This is a genomic window from Candidatus Methylopumilus turicensis, from assembly GCF_000953015.1.
Taxonomy (GTDB): domain Bacteria; phylum Pseudomonadota; class Gammaproteobacteria; order Burkholderiales; family Methylophilaceae; genus Methylopumilus_A; species Methylopumilus_A turicensis.
In genome coordinates, this window is sequence record NZ_LN794158.1 from 781,327 (window position 1) to 799,431 (window position 18,105).

Here is an 18,105-nt window from a genome sequence, read left to right on the forward strand (position 1 = left end):
TAAGCCTTGGCTCATAAAAAAACACCGCGAAACTCAAAAAGACTAGCGGATCCGCATGCTCAACGAGAGTCTGCAAATTACGAAAATCCATTACCTAGTCGCGAGTTTATTCTCCAAATGATGGCAGATCAGGGCGTGCCTTTGCACGTTGAAGATTTATACGAACTGCTTGAGATTGGTGAGGATGAAAAAGAAATATTTAACCGTCGCCTCAATGCGATGGAGCGTGAAGGGCAAATTATGCGTAACCGCAAAAATGTCCTATGTATCGCTGAAAAGCTCCATTTGATCGCAGGCAAGATTCAAGGCCATGCGGATGGCTTTGGTTTTTTAATCCCTGATAATGGTGGTGATGATTTGTTCTTGTCGCCTCGTGAAATGGCGCAAGTCATGCACGGTGATCGTGCCATGGTGCGTCAATCTGGCTTTGACCGAAAAGGCCGTCCAGAGGGTAAGATTGTTGAGGTGCTTGAGCGCGCGACTAAAAAACTAGTCGGCCGTTTAATTCGAGAGCAAGGCGTCACCTTGGTTGCGGCAGAAGATAAACGTATCAATCAAGATATTTTAGTGCCACCAGGTCAAGATATGCAGGCGAAAGCTGGGCAGGTGGTGATGGTTGAGTTGATTGAGCAGCCATCCGCTTATGCTAAGCCGATAGGTAAGGTGGTAGAGGTTCTTGGTAATTATGCGGACTCTGGCATGGAGATTGAGATTGCGCTGCGTAAGCATCAATTGCCACACGAGTTTAATCCTGCCTCGGTAAAGCAAGCTGAAGACTATCCTCGTTTTGTTCAGCCGCAGGATTACAAAGGGCGTATTGATTTGCGTGAGATGGCGCTCATCACCATTGATGGTGAAACTGCGCGTGACTTTGATGACGCGGTATTTTGTGAGCCACAAGGCAAAGGCTGGCGCGTTGTCGTGGCGATTGCCGATGTGAGTTTTTATGTGAAACCTGGCGATGCATTAGATAAAGATGCTTACGACAGGGGTAATTCTGTTTATTTCCCACGCCGCGTGATTCCAATGTTGCCAGAGGCTTTGTCTAATGGCCTTTGCTCGCTTAACCCAGATGTTGAGCGTTTATGTATGGTTTGCGATATGCAAGTGGATGGCACTGGTGTCGTCAAACGTTATCAATTCTATCCTTCAGTCATGCGCTCAAAAGCCCGCATGACTTACACCAAAGTACATGAAATCTTGACCCAACCTGATGGTGAATTGGCCAAAGAGTATGCTTGGTTAGTGCCGCATTTAGAGAACTTAAATAGCTTTTATAAGCTGTCATTGGCTGTGCGTGAAAAGCGTGGGGCTATTGAGTTTGATAGCCAAGAAACGCTGATGGTGTTTAACGAGAATGGCAAAATTGATCGTATTGAGCCTACTTCACGTAATGATGCACATCGTTTAATTGAAGAGTGTATGTTGGTGGCTAACGTTTGTGCGGCAGATTTCTTAAAGACCCATGAGCATCCAGCGCTTTACCGTATTCACGAAGGTCCAACCCCTGAGAAACTTGAAGCTTTGCGCACCTTTATGGGAGAGTTTGGCTTTGGCGTGGGTGGCGGTGATACACCCCACGCAAAGGACTACGGCAAGCTATTGGCCCGCATTAAAGGTCGTCCTGATGAACAGTTACTGCAAACCGTGTTGCTACGCTCTATGCAACAAGCGGTTTATAGCCCTGACAATGTCGGTCACTTCGGCTTGGCTTATGAGGCTTATGCCCACTTTACGTCACCCATTCGTCGTTACCCAGATTTGATTATTCATCGTGCGATTAAAGCGGTACTTAAAGGTGAGCGTTATCAAGGTGGCGACTTTCATCAACTAGGTCAACATTGCTCGATGACCGAGCGTCGTGCCGACGATGCCACACGTGACGTGCAAGCTTGGCTCAAATGCTTCTATATGCAAGATAAGATTGGCGAAGACTACGATGGTACTGTGGCTGGCGTAACCAGCTTTGGCTTATTTGTTGCGCTTGATGGTGTTTATGTCGAAGGCTTGTTGCATGTCACCGAGCTAGGTAACGACTATTTTAATTTTGATAAAGCACGCCATGAGATGGCGGGCGAGCGGACAGGGGTTAAATACCGATTAGGTGACCGATTGCGCGTTAAAGTAAGTCGGGTTGACCTAGAAACATCGCGTATTGACTTTGTTTTAGCCGATACTAATAAACTCACGCCGATTAGCGAGGAAGACTCAATCTTGCCTGAGCGTTACCGAAGCAAAGGTGGCGATAAAAAAGCCACGGCAAAGGTTGAAGTTAAACAGCCGGAAAGAAAAACCTTAAAGGTGACTGCGCCTTGGGATAAAAACAGCCCACCAAAATCTAGCCGTGCTAAAAATGCTAATACCAACAAAAATCGCAGCCACAAGGCTGGTAGCACTTCATCTAAGCCGAATGTAGGATCAAAAGCGCGTCCTGCAAAGTCCGCACCAAGAAAAGCAAAGTAAGTGAAGCGTAAGTAAAAAACAATTGAGAAAGTAAAGGTTTTGAGTAATGAGTGATGCAAGAATTTTATTTGGTTTCCACGCCGTATTAAGTCGTCTTCGTCAACATGGTGCCAGCGTTCAAGAGATTTTGATTGACCGTGACCGTATTGATGCCCGCATGAAGGATTTGTTAAGTCTTGCTGAACAAGCTAATGTTCGCACAATGGAGGTGGATAGGGCGCGTTTAGACGGTCTTGCTGGCATGAATGGCCGCCACCAAGGGGTGATTGCGCGCGTGGTTGATACGCCAATTCCCTATAAAGATATTTACGACATTTTGGAATCTGGCCTAAAGGAGCCGCCATTCTTTTTAATCTTAGATGGTGTCGAAGATCCACATAATCTAGGGGCCTGCTTGCGTGTGGCAGATGCCATGGGTGTTCATGCGGTCATCGCGCCTAAAGATAGGGCAGTTGGCTTGAACGCAACTGTCCGTAAGGTGGCTTGTGGTGCAGCTGAAACGGTTCCATTTTTGGCGGTGACTAACTTAGCTCGCACGATACGCGAGCTTCAAGATGCTGGCGTGTTTGTAATTGGGGCTTCAGCAGAGGCTGAGCATGATTTGCTCGCTACAAAATTCGATGGCCCTGTGGCGTTGGTATTGGGCGCTGAAGGTACAGGTTTACGTCGATTAACTGAAGAAACGTGTGATTCTTTAGTCAGTATTCCAATGTTTGGCAGTGTGGAAAGCCTGAATGTTTCTGTGGCGAGTGGAATTTGTCTTTACGAAGTGCGTCGCCAACGAAGCCTGAAGTAACTTAATCTTGCTGTTTTAGCTTTATTAAAGACCCTTAAAATGTTATTTTAGCGGTCTTTATGCTTTATAGATTTGCAACCCATTTTTCTTTCTAAATCGCGGTTGGATTTAGAGTTTTTTTGTTGTTTTGTAGTGTTATTTTATTGGAGTAATTATGGCTTTAGAACGTACTTTATCTATCATCAAACCTGACGCAGTTGCTAAAAACGTGATTGGTCAAATCTACACACGTTTTGAAAACGCTGGTTTGAAAATCGTTGCAGCTAAAATGGCGCAATTATCACAAGCTGAAGCTGAAGGCTTCTACGCTGTTCACAAAGAGCGTCCTTTCTTTGCTGACTTGGTTAAATTCATGATTTCAGGTCCAGTGATGATTCAAGCGCTTGAAGGCGAAGGCGCTGTATTGAAAAACCGTGATTTGATGGGCGCAACTAACCCTAAAGATGCAGCTGCTGGCACTATCCGTGCTGACTTTGCTGAAAGCATTGATGCTAACGCTGTTCACGGTTCTGACTCTGCTGAAAATGCAGCCATCGAAATCGCTTACTTCTTCGGTAAGTAATTGTAGTTCATGATTAATCTGCTCGATTTTAACCAAGCGCAACTCGCCGAATACTTTGTAGGATTGGGTGAGAAGCCTTTTCGCGCTAAACAATTGATGCGCTGGATGCATCACTTTGGCGTGAATGATTTTGAGCAGATGACTGATATTGCTAAATCTCTCCGTGAGAAATTAGCCGCCACGACCACCATCGCCCCTCCCAACGTTCAACTTGAGCAGATTTCCAATGATGGAACGCGCAAGTGGTTGGTGGGTGCTGGTACTGGCAACGGTGTTGAAACCGTGTTTATTCCAGAAGACGATAGAGGTACATTGTGTATTTCATCGCAAGTCGGTTGTGCCCTTGAATGTACGTTTTGTTCAACCGGTCGCCAAGGATTTAACCGTAATCTGAGTGTTTCTGAGATTATTGGTCAGCTGTGGTTAGCCAACCATTCGCTTAGACAAGACCCTGATTACGGCATGCTCCCAATGAGCGAGCGCATTATCAGTAATGTCGTGATGATGGGTATGGGTGAGCCACTCACGAATTACGATAACGTCGTGACCGCTATGCAAATCATGTTGGATGACTCTGCTTATGGATTGAGTCGCCGCCGCGTAACCTTATCCACGAGTGGTGTAGTGCCAGCCATGGATAGATTGAAAGAAGATTGCCCTGTGGCATTGGCGGTTTCATTGCATGCGCCTAATGATGCATTACGCGATGTGATTGTGCCGATTAATAAAAAATATCCCCTTAAAGAGCTGATGGCTGCTTGCCAGCGCTATTTAGTCAAGGCGCCACGAGATTTTGTGACCTTTGAATATGTCATGCTTGATGGCGTGAACGACAGCTTTGATCATGCTAAAGAATTGATCAACCTAGTCAAAGATGTGCCATGTAAATTCAATTTAATTCCATTTAACCCATTCCCTAATAGCGGTTACGATACGTCACGACCAGATGATATTCGCCGCTTTAGAGATGTTTTAATGCAGGCTGGACATATCGTCACGACACGCAAGACGCGTGGAGATGACATTGATGCTGCTTGTGGTCAATTGGCAGGACAAGTCCAAGACAAAACCAAAAGAACAACGCGCCCGATTGTTTTGGAGCGAAGCTGATGCGTCAATTATTGATCTTGTTAGTATTGTTACTCAGCGCATGTGCCAATCAATCTGCCATGCGTTTGTCCGCGATTGATGGTAATAAACAAGATAGTGCACGTATTCATGCTGAACTTGGTTCAGGCTATTATCAGCAGGGGCAGATGGCGGTGGCGCTTAATGAATTTATTAAGTCAACTGAATTTGATCCTAATTATTCTCCTGGATACAATGGGTTGGCGATGACTTATGCAGCAATAAATGAAGATGATAAGGCGGAACTGAATTTCAAAAAAGCGATTGCTTTAGATGTTAAAAGCGCTGAGGCACATAACAATTACGGTTCATTTCTTTGTTCGCGTAATCGGATTGATGCGTCGATTCATCACTTTCAAGAGGCTGTTAAAAGTCCCCTATACACAACGCCTTTTATTGCCTATACCAATGCAGGATATTGTTCTCTTAAAAAATCTGACTTATTAGGTGCTGAGCGTTTTTTTAGTTTGGCGTTGCAATACCAACCTCTGTTGCACAATACCGCTTATCAATTAGCTAAACTCTACTTTGATCGTCAACAATACGGATTGGCCCAGCAAACCCTTTTCAATGCTATGGCCAACAATCCTAACCCTGATATGTTGTGGCTTGGCATAAGGATTGAACATCAGCTGGGAAATCAAGATGTCGAGTCAAGCTATGTAACGGAGTTGAAAAGCAAATTTCCTGATTCACCACAAACAAAACTTTTACTTTCTCGAGGTAAATGATGGATCAACCGTTCACAACTGAATTGTTAAATCAATCGGTAATCGGTGCAGCTTTGCGTGAGGCAAGAGAGTCACAAAGCCTGAGCATTGATGATGTTCGTGCGAGATTACATTTAAGCGACAGGCAAATTATCGCCTTGGAAACTGACGACTTTAATCAGTTTGGTAGCGCTATGCTTGTTCGCGGATTTATTAAGTCCTACGCACAATTTTTATCTTTGAATCCTGAGCCATTATTAGATGCATATCGGGAACAATATCCACAAGATGAAATTCAATCAATTGAATATAAATCCCCCTATATTAATCGTCCACAATCGTCTGGACTCGGAAAATTTTTAACCTTAATGCTTGGTTTGTTTACTATTTCGGCTTCATTGGCTTGGGTAGGTTACAAAGTCTGGGTTTATCAACAAACAACAAACTTAGCGATCGCTTCTGAACCCACCTCAGCGATGAATAAAGATGCTTTAACTCAAGCCTTACCTGACGATGGCCTAACAGTTGATCGTCATGAAATCTCAGCAAGTGCTGGGGCGATAGTGACCGATATTGAGCTTCCAAAGTCGAATGAGCCCAAATTGACTCAGGGAGCACAGCTAAACCCTGTGATGCCAGAGATAAAGAAAACAACAGACAAAGGCTTGGATTTAAGTCGCTCTCTTGAAACAACAAATTCTGAGGCAGCCAATATTTCGCCAGTGAAACCGCCTGTCGAAAGTGGCAAAGTAAGGGTTAGACTTGTTCTTACTGGCTCATCTTGGATTGGTGTGCAAGATAAAACAGGACGTACCGTTTTTAGTAAATTAGCTAAAGCAGGTACAGAGGAGTTCGTCGAGGGCATTCCTCCCCTGAAGTTTCATATCGGTAATGCGAGTGCTACCCAAGTGATTTTTAATGGTGAAACCATAGACTTAACAGCGACTACTTTCAACAATATGGCGCGCATTACACTGGGCGATCAATAATGAGCAATCCTTCCTCCTTGATCTCACGCCGTTCTTGCCAACAAGTGTTGGTCGGGAACGTCGCCGTTGGTGGCAATGCATCCGTGGTTGTGCAGTCAATGACCAACACAGATACTGCCGATGCTGAAGCGACTATTAAGCAAGTGGTGGAGTTGTGGCAGGCTGGATCAGAGATCGTTCGCATTACCGTCAACTCACCCGAAGCTGCAGCCCAAGTCGGTAAGATTCGTAAGCAGCTAGATGCGTTAGGCTGCCCAGTGCCGCTAGTGGGGGATTTTCATTACAACGGCCACAAGCTACTGAATGACTATCCTGAGTGTGCGATTGCGTTAGCAAAGTATCGTATCAATCCTGGTAATGTTGGGAAGGGTAGTAAGCGTGATGATCAGTTTTCAGCCATGATAGAAACAGCGATTAAATACCATAAGCCTGTGCGTATTGGTGTGAATTGGGGTAGCTTAGACCAAGAAAAAATGGCGCGCATGATGGATAAAAATGCGCAGTTAGCACAGCCATTATCATCAGAAGCGTTGATGCGCGAAGCGCTCATTCAATCGGCCTTGGAAAGTGCTCAGCATGCGGAAGAGATTGGTTTGGCGCACGATCAAATTATCATTTCTTGCAAGGTCAGTGATGTGCAAGATTTGGTTTTAGTGTATCGAGATTTAGCTAAGCGGTGCGATTATCCACTGCATCTTGGGCTTACTGAGGCTGGCATGGGGTCTAAAGGAATTGTCGCCTCAACAGCGGCCTTATCTTTGCTTTTACAAGAGGGGATCGGTGACACCATTCGTATTAGCCTAACTCCCGAACCTGGAGAGTCTCGCACTAAAGAGGTGATTGTTGCGCAAGAGATTTTGCAAACAATGGGCATACGCTCATTTACCCCACTTGTGACTGCGTGTCCTGGATGTGGAAGAACGACGTCCACTTACTTTCAAGAGTTAGCCCAAGATATTCAGCGTTACCTCCGAGAACAAATGCCAGTGTGGCGCAAACAATATCCTGGTGTTGAATCGATGAGTGTTGCTGTGATGGGCTGTGTCGTTAATGGGCCAGGTGAATCAAAACTAGCTAATATTGGGATTAGTTTGCCAGGGACAGGTGAAGTGCCTGTAGCGCCAGTATTTGTAGACGGAGAAAAAACCGTGACGCTTAAAGGCGATGCCATTGCGCAAGAATTTCAATCTATCGTCGAGCATTATGTTGCAAAGAACTATGCAGAAGGTGGCAAGTTACGTAGCCAATCTACAAAAATACCAATTCAATCAATCCCGATTCAATCAATCTAAGCACAAACGTAACTATTTATGACGCAACAAACAAAAAACACTAAGTTTCAGAGCATTAAGGGCTTTTATGACACTCTGCCCGAGATGACACCTTTGTGGCAAAAGTTAGAAGATACAGCTCGTTTAGTACTTGGCCAGTATGGTTATCGCAATATTCGCATGCCGATTGTTGAGCCTACAGATTTGTTTATTCGAAGTGTTGGTGAACATACGGATATTGTAGAAAAAGAAATGTATTCGTGGGAAGACCCACTCAATGGCGATAGATTAACGCTTAGGCCTGAAGGTACTGCTGGCTGTGTGCGTGCCGTAGTTGAACATAGCCTCACCTATAATGGTCCGCAGCGACTTTGGTACACGGGCCCAATGTTTCGTCATGAAAATGTTCAAAAAGGTCGTCAGCGTCAATTTCATCAAATCGGTGTAGAAGCTTTTGGTTTTGATGGTCCTGATGTTGATGCGGAACAAATCATCTTGCTTGCCCGATTATGGAAAGTACTAGGCATAGCTGATGTTGAGCTGCAACTGAATAGTATCGGTGATGCTCATGAGCGAGCGGAGTATAGAAAGTCGCTCATTACTTATTTTGAACAACATTCAGAATTGCTGGACGAAGATGCTAAGCGTCGACTTCATACCAATCCACTGCGTATTTTGGATAGCAAAAATCCACGTATGCAAGAGATGATTGAGGGCGCACCAAAGCTGATTGATCACCTGGGCGATGAAACTCGCCAACATTTTGCTGGTCTTTGTACTAAGCTTGATGATGTGGGCATCGCCTACAAACTCAATTCAAGATTAGTGCGTGGTTTAGATTACTATAATCGTACGGTTTTTGAGTGGGTGACCACCAAGCTTGGTAGTCAAGGCACGATTGCTGGCGGTGGCCGATATGATAGTTTAGTCGCTCGATTGGGTGGTGATCCAACACCAGCTTGCGGATTTGGTATTGGCTTAGAGCGTGTATTTTTGTTGATGCAAGAATACGGCGTGACCGCGCAATCACAGCCAGATGCTTATTTAATTAATGTTGGTGAGTTAGCTGAATCTGTTGCCGCTAAGACGGCTGAAGCTTTACGTGATGTTGGGCTGTCAGTCATAGTCCACGCGGGTGGTGGAAGTTTTAAGTCGCAAATGAAAAAAGCGGATCGCAGTGGTGCAAGATTCGCGCTTATTTTAGGCGATGATGAAGTCCAGGCAAATAAGATAGCTGTAAAACCTATGTTAGCTGCGGGAGAGCAAGTGACTGTTGATTTGTCACATGCGATTGATTTACTTAAAAGATGATATAGATAGCTGATATGACCGAACTCCTTAAAATTGAAGGTTTAACCATTTGCCCAATCAATGCGCCTGATCGTAAGTTGGTCAGTAATGTTTCACTTTTAATTGCCCCAGGTAAAACAACATGTGTGGTTGGCGAGTCTGGAAGTGGCAAAAGCTTAACGGCGTTATCTGTAATGGCATTGCTTTCTGAGCAGTTGATCAGAATGGAAGGCCGCATTTTATTTCAGGGGACTGACCTAGCAACCCTGAGTCATGAAGAAATGCGAAAAATTCGTGGCCGTCAAATTGGGATGATTTTCCAAGAACCGATGACGTCTTTAAATCCAGTCCTCACCATCGGCTTTCAGATTGGTGAGCCATTGAGTGTTCACCTTGGTCTCTCCGGTGATGCCTTAAATAAAAAAGTAGCTGCATTATTAGAGCAAGTCGGTATTCCTTCTGATCGGGCTAATAGTTATCCTGATGAGTTATCAGGCGGACAAAGACAGCGGGTAATGATCGCAATGAGTATTGCTTGTGAGCCACGCATGTTAATTGCCGATGAGCCAACAACAGCATTGGATGTCACCGTACAAGCGCAAGTGTTAAATCTCCTAGATAGTCTGAAGACAAGCATGAACATGGGCATGCTGCTCATTACGCATGACTTTGGCGTCGTAGCCGATGTGGCAGACGATGTTGTTGTCATGTTTAGAGGGGAAGTGGTTGAGTCCGGATCGGTTGCTGATGTGCTTAATCATCCGAAGCATCCATACACAAAAGCACTACTAGATTGCGTACCCGACGCCGAAGGTAAAAAACCGCTCAAGCCAATTGATTATGCATGGCTCAATACAGAACAGGAGCAAGCATGAGTGAATTCATTTTAAAAGCACGAGAGCTTAATAAGTTTTACACGCAACGTGCTGGACGTTTTGGATTTGGTACTAAGCAAGTGAAAGCCTTAGACAATGTCAGTCTTGCATTACGTCATGCCAGCACCTTGGCAGTGGTCGGTGAATCTGGCAGCGGTAAATCCACGTTAGCGAGATGTCTGTTACAATTACAACCCTTGGATGGGGGCTCGGTATTTTTCCAAGGTCGTGATCTGGCGGAGTTGCCAGCAAATGAATTGAGACAGCAGCGACGTCATTTGCAAATGATTTTTCAAGATCCTTTCGCTTCGCTTAATCCAAGAATGCGAGTAGGAGAGATTGTCGCAGAAGGCTTGTTAGTGCATGGACTCGGAAGTAAAGACGAGCGTTTCGAAAAGGCATTGAGTATGCTTAAACGTGTTGGGCTAAGTGAGTCTGACATGAAAAAATATCCCCATGAATTTTCAGGTGGCCAGCGTCAAAGAATCGGCATTGCAAGAGCGTTGGTGCTATCGCCTAAGGTAGTGGTTTGTGATGAGCCTGTTTCTGCACTTGATGTATCAATTCAGGCACAGATTTTATTGCTTCTCAAAGAGTTGCAGCAGGAGATGTCCCTAAGCTATATTTTTATTAGTCACGATTTGAGAGTTGTTCGCCATATCGCAGATGAAATAGCGGTGATGCATCAGGGCAAAATAGTTGAGACTGGGAGTATTCAAGCAGTCTATGGCGACCCACAAGAGCAATATACAAAAAATCTTTTAAAAGCGATTCCTGGACAAAAAAGAAAAGTCGCATAAGGGTGACTAGAGAGCACAGTTTTTTTGATTAACAGTTGTAGGTAAGGATATTGGTATGGCATACGATTTTGAAGAACAAGAGCAGTTGGATGAGTTTAAAGCGTGGTGGAAGCTACACGGTCAAAAAACGATTGCTGTCGTGGCAATTTTAGTTGTCAGCTACCTAGGTTATCAAGGTTGGCATTATTATCAAGATCAGCAATCACTAAAAGCTTCTGCACAATACGAAAGTTTGCTTAAGTTAGATATGACCGACGCTAAAAACCTCAAGGCAATTCAAGCAGCTTCTGCGCAGTTGATGGACAACTACCCAAGCACACCCTATGCCGGTCGTGCAGCTTTAACTGCGGCAAAAGCAAACTTCCAAGCAAATGAACTTAAAAGTGCTAAATCACAATTGGAGTGGGCGGCGAAAAATGCTAAAGAAGATGCTATTCAAGCAATGGCATTGCTGGGCTTGCATCCTTGCAGTTTGAAGAAAAAGACTATGCTGGTGCACTAAAAACGCTGAGTGAAAATCATACTTCTGGTTTTGATGGTTTATTTGCTGATCTCAAAGGGGATATTTTAGTCGCTCAAGGTAAAACGGCGGATGCCAAAATCGCTTACAAAGAAGCACTTGAAAAGCTAGATTCTCAGGGCAAACTTTTGAAATTCACTCAACATAAATTAGAAGTGTTAGGTAATTAGTGTTGAAATTCTTTAAGACAGCAACGCTCTTAATCACCCTTGCCTTGGGTGCTTGCAGCTCTATTACAGACCTAAAAGAAGATATGTCCGAACGATTGTTCGGGCGAGGAAGTAACGAGACACCATCAGAGCTTCTTGAGATAAAAACGACAGCCCAGATTAAAGTGCTTTGGAGCACGCATTTAGGTGATAGCCTAGATGCTGACTTTACTACTGTTTTGGACAATGGGTTTATTTATGCAGCCAGTGCTAATGGTGAAATAACAAAAGTAAGTGTGGCTGATGGTAAGCAGATCTGGAAAATTAATAGTGGTGAAATGCTTAGTGGCGGTGTTGGACTTGGTAATAACTTGCTTTTACTAGGGTCTGCAAAAGGTTATGTATTGGCCTACGACTTATCCGGAAAATTGCTATGGAAGTCAAAAGTGAGCAGTCAAGTTTTGAGTGCGCCTAAGTCTGATGACAGCGTTGTTGTTGTTCGATGTGGCGATAGCCGTATTTACGGTTTAAATGCCAAAGATGGTTCTAAGAAGTGGGTTTATGAGCGTGCAACGCCAGCCTTATCTTTAAGAAGCAGTGCTGGCATAGTATTAGATGGTGGCGCTGCTTATGCAGGCTTTGCGGGTGGTAAATTAATCGCTCTCAGAGTTGATGATGGCAAGGTTGTTTGGGAGGTCTCAGTCGCTCAACCAAAGGGAACCACTGAAATCGAACGTATTGCTGATATCACAAGCAATCCAGTTGTTGATGGAAGCCTGGTTTACGCAGTTGCCTACCAAGGGAAAATCGCCGCGGTAGATCGCGCAACAGGTCGATTGGCCTGGTCACGTGAAATTTCAAGCTATACGGGCTTAAATGCTGAGGATGCAAAAGTTTATGTTACGCATGCTAACAGCGCCGTCTATTCTCTTGATTTTGCGACTGGAAAAACCTTTTGGCGCCAGGCAGATCTTAAGCAGCGCCGCATCTCAGCGCCTCTGCCAATGGGCAACCTAATAGCGCTTGGGGATGTGGAGGGCTATGTGCATCTCCTTAATCGTGAGGATGGATCGTTTGCCGCGCGGTTACAATTAGAAGATTCAGCAATAATGCCTCAAATGCTTGCAGTTGGTGCTTCCACAATCATCGCACAAACCCGAAAAGGTGGCATATACGCCATCTCTATTAAGTAAGACATGTTACCTACCATTGTTCTCGTCGGTCGACCAAACGTCGGCAAATCCACACTCTTTAACCGACTCACTAAAAGCCGTGATGCACTCGTCGCAGACCTTCCTGGTTTGACACGCGATCGCCATTACGGAAGAGGTGTTGGCGGAGATAAACCTTTTCTTGTCGTTGATACAGGCGGGTTTGAGCCAACTGCTGAGTCTGGCATCATGAAAGAAATGGCGCGTCAAACCTTGCTCGCCATTGATGAAGCCGATGTGATTATTTTTGTGGTGGATGGCCGTCAAGGGGTAAGCCCGCAAGATAAAGTCATTGCCAATCGCTTACGCAAAAGTCAGCGCCCGGTATTGCTGGCGGTGAATAAAACTGAAGGCATGCAACGCGCTGTGGTCAGTGCTGAATTCCATGAGTTAGGTTTGGGTGATCCACTCTCAATTTCATCAGCCCACGGTGAAGGTGTGCGAGATTTAGTAGAGTTAGCACTAGAACCTTTTGCTGACCCTGCAGATGCTGCACCGTTCAATGAAGAAGACGCACCAAAGGTTGCTATTGTTGGGCGTCCCAATGTTGGTAAATCGACGTTGGTGAATGCATTGCTGGGTGAAGAGCGCGTAATTGCCTTCGATCAGCCAGGAACCACCCGTGATTCAATTTATATTGATTTAGAAAAGAACGGCAAACATTACACCATTATTGACACCGCCGGTGTACGTAAGCGTGGCAAGGTTTTTGAAGCGATTGAGAAATTTTCTGTTATCAAAACTATTCAGGCCATTGAGGAAGCGAACGTAGCGATTTTAGTGGTGGATGCACAAGAAGGCATTACTGAACAAGATGCACACGTAGCTGCTTATATTCTTGAAACAGGCCGTGCATTGGTTGTAGCTATTAATAAATGGGATGGTTTAAAAGAGGACGAACGCGATTGGATTAAACGTGAAATTGACCGTAAACTTCAATTTTTAGACTTTGCCAAATTCCATTACATTTCAGCGTTGCGTAAAAAAGGGCTTCCTGAGTTATTCACTTCAGTGGATGGTGCTTACAAAGCGGCGATGGCTAAGCTTTCAACACCACAGCTTACTCGCGTATTAATTGATGCGATTGCGCAACATCAACCACCAATTAGTAAAGGGATTCGTCCTAAATTACGTTATGCCCACCAAGGCGGAAGCAACCCACCGATTGTGGTAATTCATGGGAATCACGTCGATGGTGTTAAGGATACATACAAGCGCTTTTTGGAAGGTGTGTTCCGTAAGACATTTCAACTTACTGGTACCCCTTTGCGTGTGCAGTTCAATCAGGGTGATAACCCTTTTTCTGAGCCTGATAAACGCGTTCAAGGTGAAGGGATTGTCAGTATGCGTAGACGGAAGACTGCCCAAAGAGCTGAGTTGAACGCTCGCAAAAATGATGAAGTGAAGCAAGGCAAGCACAAAGCTTCTGGTCTTGAAATTGCTAAACGAGCGCCTAAGAAAAAGAAATCATCATAGCGTTTTCATATTTTGGTCTCAAAAAAAAGCACCACGAAATTCAGCGGTGCTTTTTTATAAATGAAACTCTCGGTATTTAGTTATAGAGACTTTCCCAAAATTTCCACCAAACACGTTCATCTGATGGAGCCCCTTTAGCGAGCATTTTGCTGTTTGGGTAATTCGTTTGAAGTACTCGCATGGTATCTTCTTTAAGATCTTGCATTTGCAAAAGGTCGTAAGCACTGATCATAATGACAAGTGCTTCTTCCAAGCTGGTTGATTGAGGATAGTTTTCAATTACGTACTTACAACGATTAACAGAGGCCAAGTAAGCTTGGCGCTTCATGTAATAGCGAGCCACATGGAGCTCATGCGCGGCAAGTGCATTGACAAGATAAGTCATCCGTAAAGCACTGTCTTTTGCATAGCGACTGTCAGGGTAACGCGTTAATAGCTCTTTAAAAGCTAGGAACGATGCGTTCATTGCTTTAGGATCTCGATCATTGATTTCTTGGCTAGTAAGCTTGTCGACGACGCCGCGCTCGGTGAAGCTTGCAAGACCGCGTATGTAATAAGCGTAGTCAACATTAGGGTGGTTAGGATGAAGCTTAATAAAGCGTTCAGCCGCTGCAGTGCAAGAGACGGGATCAGATTTTTTATAAAAGGCAAAAGCCGTTTCAAGTTGCGCCTGAGCAGCATATTTGCCGTGAGGATAACGAGACTCGAGTGTTTTAAAAAGCTTAATGGCTTTTTCGTAGTCGCGATCACGCATTTTTGTGCTCGCTTCTTGATAGATCCGCTCTGCTGGCCAAGACTTTGTTTCATCTAACTCGGTTGGTGCGCCGAAAATACTGCAACCTGTGAGCCAGATTGCTACAAAAAACGCTAAACTGTATTTCATTGATCGAATACCTAATATTGATTTAATTTAAAGCTGATTATAACTGATGACTCAAAACACACCTATTGCTCTTATTATCCCACAAGACTTAGGAGGATTGCGTCTCGACCAAGCATTGCAACGCATGATGCCAGAACACTCAAGATCTCGATTACAAGCTTGGATCAAAGAAGGTTTGGTGACGTTGGATGGTGAAACAAGTACGTCAAAAAGTAAGGTTTGGGGCGGTGAAGCTGTTTCAGTCATTACAAAAGAAAAGCCCGAAATGACCGCTTTTATTGCACAAGATATTCCACTCAATATTGTGTATGAGGACGATCATATTTTAGTCGTCAATAAGCCTGCCGGAATGGTCGTTCATCCCGCTGCAGGAAACTGGGATGGCACTTTGCTAAATGCTATTTTGCATCATGTCCCGCACGCGAGCGAATTGCCTCGTGCTGGGATTGTGCACCGCCTGGATAAAGATACCAGTGGTTTGCTTGTCATTGCCAAAACACTTGCAGCGCAGACCAGCCTCGTCAGACAGTTACAGGCTCGCACAGTCAAGCGTGAATATCGAACGATTGTCTGGGGGCAGGTTTGGCGTAACGGTAAGATTGATCAGCCAATTGGCCGTCACTCACATTCTCGAACCAAGATGGCGATTAATAAGATGGGTAAGCCTGCTGTCACGCGCTATGAAGTCTTGGAGCGTTTCGCAGTTCATACCTATTTACGATGCAATTTAGAAACGGGTCGCACCCATCAGATCCGCGTTCATATGCAATTTCTAAAAGCCCCCATTGTTGGTGATTCCGTGTATGGCTATAAAGGAATTATCCCGCATAGAGCCATGACTCAAACATTAAGGGACTTTGTTCAGGGCTTTGATAGACAAGCACTACACGCCATTAAATTGGGTTTAATTCATCCTGCCACTAACGAGCCGATGGAATGGCAAATTGAATTGGCTGATGACATGAAAGCCTTGTTGGAGGCCATGCGTCATGAAGATGCGCCGCTTGAAGAGCCATTTGAGTTTAGTGAGGACCCTTATTTGTCTGATGAAGACTATGAAGATGACGATTTTGATGATCAAGATGATTTAGAACCTCTTGAAGACGGCGATGAGGATGTTGAGTAAAACAGACTTCATCATTCCCGATTGGCCAGCACCTGCCAATGTAAAAGCCATTCAGACCACGCGAAATGGTGGTTTTAGTGTTGCGCCATATCACAGCTTAAATTTAGGCGAGCATGTGCAAGATGATGCTTTGTCTGTGACTAAGAATCGTCAATTATTAAGGCAGTATTTACCATCGGAGCCTGTGTGGCTCAATCAAGTGCATGGCATTGAGGTCATTGATGCAGCAATAAGCCCGTGTTTGGAAGATGCTGATGCATCCTTCAGTACACATAAAAATGTCGTTTGTGTCACGATGACGGCTGATTGCTTGCCTGTGTTGCTATGCAATCAAGAGGGGACTGCTGTTGCCGCTATCCATGCTGGTTGGCGTAGTTTGTGTGATGGGGTGATTGAAGCGACGATTAAAACGCTAGGTATGCAATCTTCAGACTTAATGGCTTGGCTTGGGCCGGCGATTGGCCCGAAGGCTTTTGAAGTGGGTCATGAGGTGCTTTTAGCTTTTATGACGCAAGATACACAAGCTGAGCAGGCATTTAGTCCTGTAGGTAACAAATGGCTGGCTGATTTGTATTTAATCGCAAGACAACGCTTAAATAAGCAAGGCATTACCAAAATATACGGTGGTGGCGAATGTACTTATCACAATTCAGACCAATATTTTTCATTTAGACGTGACGGCATTACTGGCCGCATGGCAACAATGATTTGGTTTGAATGAGCAGGTCTTGACACCTCGTTTATAATATCTCCTCAGCAATAAGAAACCTTATACAAAGAAACCAAATAATCAATGTTTAACGCACACATTTCTGTTTTGACTTGGATTATCTCCGCAAGCTTGTTGGGCGGTGTACTGAGCGTAATGTGCGCTGGTTTTGTCGCGCTCAACGCACGTACGCAATGGATTCCCATGTTGATTAGCTACGCCATTGGCGCGATGCTGGGGGCTGTGTTCTTGGAGATTTTGCCACATGCATTCCATGAGGCAAGCAGTGTGGAGAATATGGCAGCTACGGTGCTGTTTGGTATTTTGTTATTTTTTGTGCTGGAAAAATTGGTGTTATGGCGACATTGTCACGGTGAGCATTGTGAAGCACATGCCATGCACACTGAGGCGGATTGTCCTGTGCATGATAGCGATTCTTCAGGCACAAAATTTAAAGCAGTGATTGATAAGGCGCCATCAATTAGCAAACCTCATTCACATGGGCATCACCACGACTCAGGTCGAAGTGGCATGATGATTATGGTGGGTGACACATTCCACAACTTTGTAGATGGCATTTTAATTGCAGCGGCCTTTATGATTGATATTCGCTTAGGTGCTGTGACGGCTATTGCTATTATTGCCCACGAAATTCCACAAGAAGTAGGCGATTTCCTGATTCTTTTACATTCAGGCTACAGCAAAAAGCAGGCCTTATTATTTAACTTATTTTCGAGCTTGGCTACGGTAGTAGGTGGCGTACTGGCTTATTTTGCATTACAAACCGTACAACACTGGATTGCAACGATATTAGGGTTAGCCGCCGCAAGTATGCTTTATGTGGCGGTAGCAGACTTAATACCAGGGTTGCATAAGCGTACGGAGCTTAAAGCGACGATTGCTCAGGTGGGCTTAATCGGGATGGGAATCGCTTCTATTTGGCTGACTAAGTTCTTCCTCGAGTAGCGCTTTTTTACGTTTGCGTTGTGGCGTACCTAATATCCACATGAGCAAGCCACAAGGCATTAAGCCATAAAAAATAAAAGTAAGAATACCAGCTGTCACACTTGCTTCGGTAGCAGCCATTAAGAAGGTAACGTAAAGCCAAGCGATTGCAATGATGTACATTTTTTAATTGTTAAGTAGG

Annotated in this window: 17 protein-coding genes and 1 pseudogene; 16 read left to right on the forward strand and 2 right to left on the reverse strand. The window is 44.6% G+C overall.

From position 1 onward, the window contains the following. The first annotated feature begins 117 nt into the window (after positions 1-117). The 13 genes and pseudogenes from rnr (at position 118) to der (ending at position 14,240) form a co-directional block, all read left to right on the forward strand. On the forward strand, positions 118-2,463 hold the full coding sequence (gene rnr / locus BN1209_RS03990) for a ribonuclease R (RefSeq protein WP_420885825.1): 2,346 nt from the start codon (positions 118-120) through the stop codon (positions 2,461-2,463). Positions 2,464-2,509: 46 nt separating this feature from the next. Beyond that, on the forward strand, positions 2,510-3,259 hold the full coding sequence (gene rlmB / locus BN1209_RS03995) for a 23S rRNA (guanosine(2251)-2'-O)-methyltransferase RlmB (protein WP_045751059.1): 750 nt from the start codon (positions 2,510-2,512) through the stop codon (positions 3,257-3,259). A gap of 154 nt (positions 3,260-3,413) precedes the next feature. Then, a complete protein-coding gene (gene ndk / locus BN1209_RS04000) occupies positions 3,414-3,821 on the forward strand; it encodes a nucleoside-diphosphate kinase (protein ID WP_045751060.1) in 408 nt (135 codons plus the stop codon). A gap of 9 nt (positions 3,822-3,830) precedes the next feature. Then, positions 3,831-4,931, forward strand: a complete 1,101-nt coding sequence (gene rlmN / locus BN1209_RS04005; RefSeq protein WP_045751061.1) for a dual-specificity RNA methyltransferase RlmN — start codon at positions 3,831-3,833, stop codon at positions 4,929-4,931. Further along, on the forward strand, positions 4,931-5,680 hold the full coding sequence (gene pilW / locus BN1209_RS04010; protein ID WP_052661088.1) for a type IV pilus biogenesis/stability protein PilW: 750 nt from the start codon (positions 4,931-4,933) through the stop codon (positions 5,678-5,680). Before rlmN ends, pilW begins: the two co-directional genes overlap by 1 nt. Continuing rightward, complete coding sequence (locus BN1209_RS04015) at positions 5,677-6,648, forward strand: helix-turn-helix domain-containing protein (protein WP_082048387.1); 972 nt, start codon at positions 5,677-5,679, stop codon at positions 6,646-6,648. The genes pilW and BN1209_RS04015 overlap by 4 nt, the downstream gene beginning before the upstream one ends. Further along, complete coding sequence (gene ispG, locus BN1209_RS04020) at positions 6,648-7,940, forward strand: flavodoxin-dependent (E)-4-hydroxy-3-methylbut-2-enyl-diphosphate synthase (RefSeq protein WP_045751063.1); 1,293 nt, start codon at positions 6,648-6,650, stop codon at positions 7,938-7,940. The genes BN1209_RS04015 and ispG overlap by 1 nt, the downstream gene beginning before the upstream one ends. A gap of 18 nt (positions 7,941-7,958) precedes the next feature. Beyond that, a complete protein-coding gene (gene hisS / locus BN1209_RS04025; RefSeq protein ID WP_045751064.1) occupies positions 7,959-9,230 on the forward strand; it encodes a histidine--tRNA ligase in 1,272 nt (423 codons plus the stop codon). Between the two features lie 14 nt (positions 9,231-9,244). Then, positions 9,245-10,084, forward strand: a complete 840-nt coding sequence (locus BN1209_RS04030; RefSeq protein WP_045751953.1) for an ATP-binding cassette domain-containing protein — start codon at positions 9,245-9,247, stop codon at positions 10,082-10,084. Continuing rightward, complete coding sequence (locus tag BN1209_RS04035) at positions 10,081-10,884, forward strand: ATP-binding cassette domain-containing protein (protein WP_045751065.1); 804 nt, start codon at positions 10,081-10,083, stop codon at positions 10,882-10,884. The genes BN1209_RS04030 and BN1209_RS04035 overlap by 4 nt, the downstream gene beginning before the upstream one ends. A 55-nt stretch (positions 10,885-10,939) precedes the next feature. Next, positions 10,940-11,574: pseudogene (locus BN1209_RS04040) on the forward strand (YfgM family protein). Beyond that, entirely contained in the window at positions 11,574-12,746 is a 1,173-nt protein-coding gene (gene bamB / locus BN1209_RS04045) for an outer membrane protein assembly factor BamB (RefSeq protein WP_320408778.1), read from the forward strand. Before BN1209_RS04040 ends, bamB begins: the two are co-directional and overlap by 1 nt. Before the next feature lie 3 nt (positions 12,747-12,749). Then, positions 12,750-14,240, forward strand: a complete 1,491-nt coding sequence (gene der / locus BN1209_RS04050; RefSeq protein ID WP_045751067.1) for a ribosome biogenesis GTPase Der — start codon at positions 12,750-12,752, stop codon at positions 14,238-14,240. A gap of 76 nt (positions 14,241-14,316) precedes the next feature. On the opposite strand, the gene BN1209_RS04055 is transcribed toward der, so the two are convergent. Next, positions 14,317-15,123: an outer membrane protein assembly factor BamD gene (locus tag BN1209_RS04055; RefSeq protein ID WP_045751068.1), complete on the reverse strand. Its 807-nt coding sequence runs from the start codon at positions 15,121-15,123 to the stop codon at positions 14,317-14,319. Positions 15,124-15,169: 46 nt separating this feature from the next. On the opposite strand from BN1209_RS04055, the gene rluD reads away from it, so the two are divergent. The 3 genes from rluD to BN1209_RS04070 all read left to right on the forward strand — a co-directional run bounded on the left by rluD (position 15,170) and on the right by BN1209_RS04070 (position 17,924). Beyond that, positions 15,170-16,249, forward strand: a complete 1,080-nt coding sequence (gene rluD, locus BN1209_RS04060; RefSeq protein ID WP_045751069.1) for a 23S rRNA pseudouridine(1911/1915/1917) synthase RluD — start codon at positions 15,170-15,172, stop codon at positions 16,247-16,249. Continuing rightward, positions 16,239-16,970: a peptidoglycan editing factor PgeF gene (gene pgeF / locus BN1209_RS04065; protein WP_045751070.1), complete on the forward strand. Its 732-nt coding sequence runs from the start codon at positions 16,239-16,241 to the stop codon at positions 16,968-16,970. The genes rluD and pgeF overlap by 11 nt, the downstream gene beginning before the upstream one ends. A 72-nt stretch (positions 16,971-17,042) precedes the next feature. Next, positions 17,043-17,924, forward strand: a complete 882-nt coding sequence (locus BN1209_RS04070; RefSeq protein WP_045751071.1) for a ZIP family metal transporter — start codon at positions 17,043-17,045, stop codon at positions 17,922-17,924. Here the strand turns inward: BN1209_RS04070 and BN1209_RS09005 are convergent. Continuing rightward, positions 17,871-18,086 (reverse strand): hypothetical protein, encoded by a 216-nt coding sequence (locus BN1209_RS09005; protein WP_082048388.1) that lies wholly within the window; start codon positions 18,084-18,086, stop codon positions 17,871-17,873. The two genes, BN1209_RS04070 and BN1209_RS09005, sit on opposite strands and share 54 nt — an antisense overlap. Between the last annotated feature and the right edge of the window lie 19 nt (positions 18,087-18,105).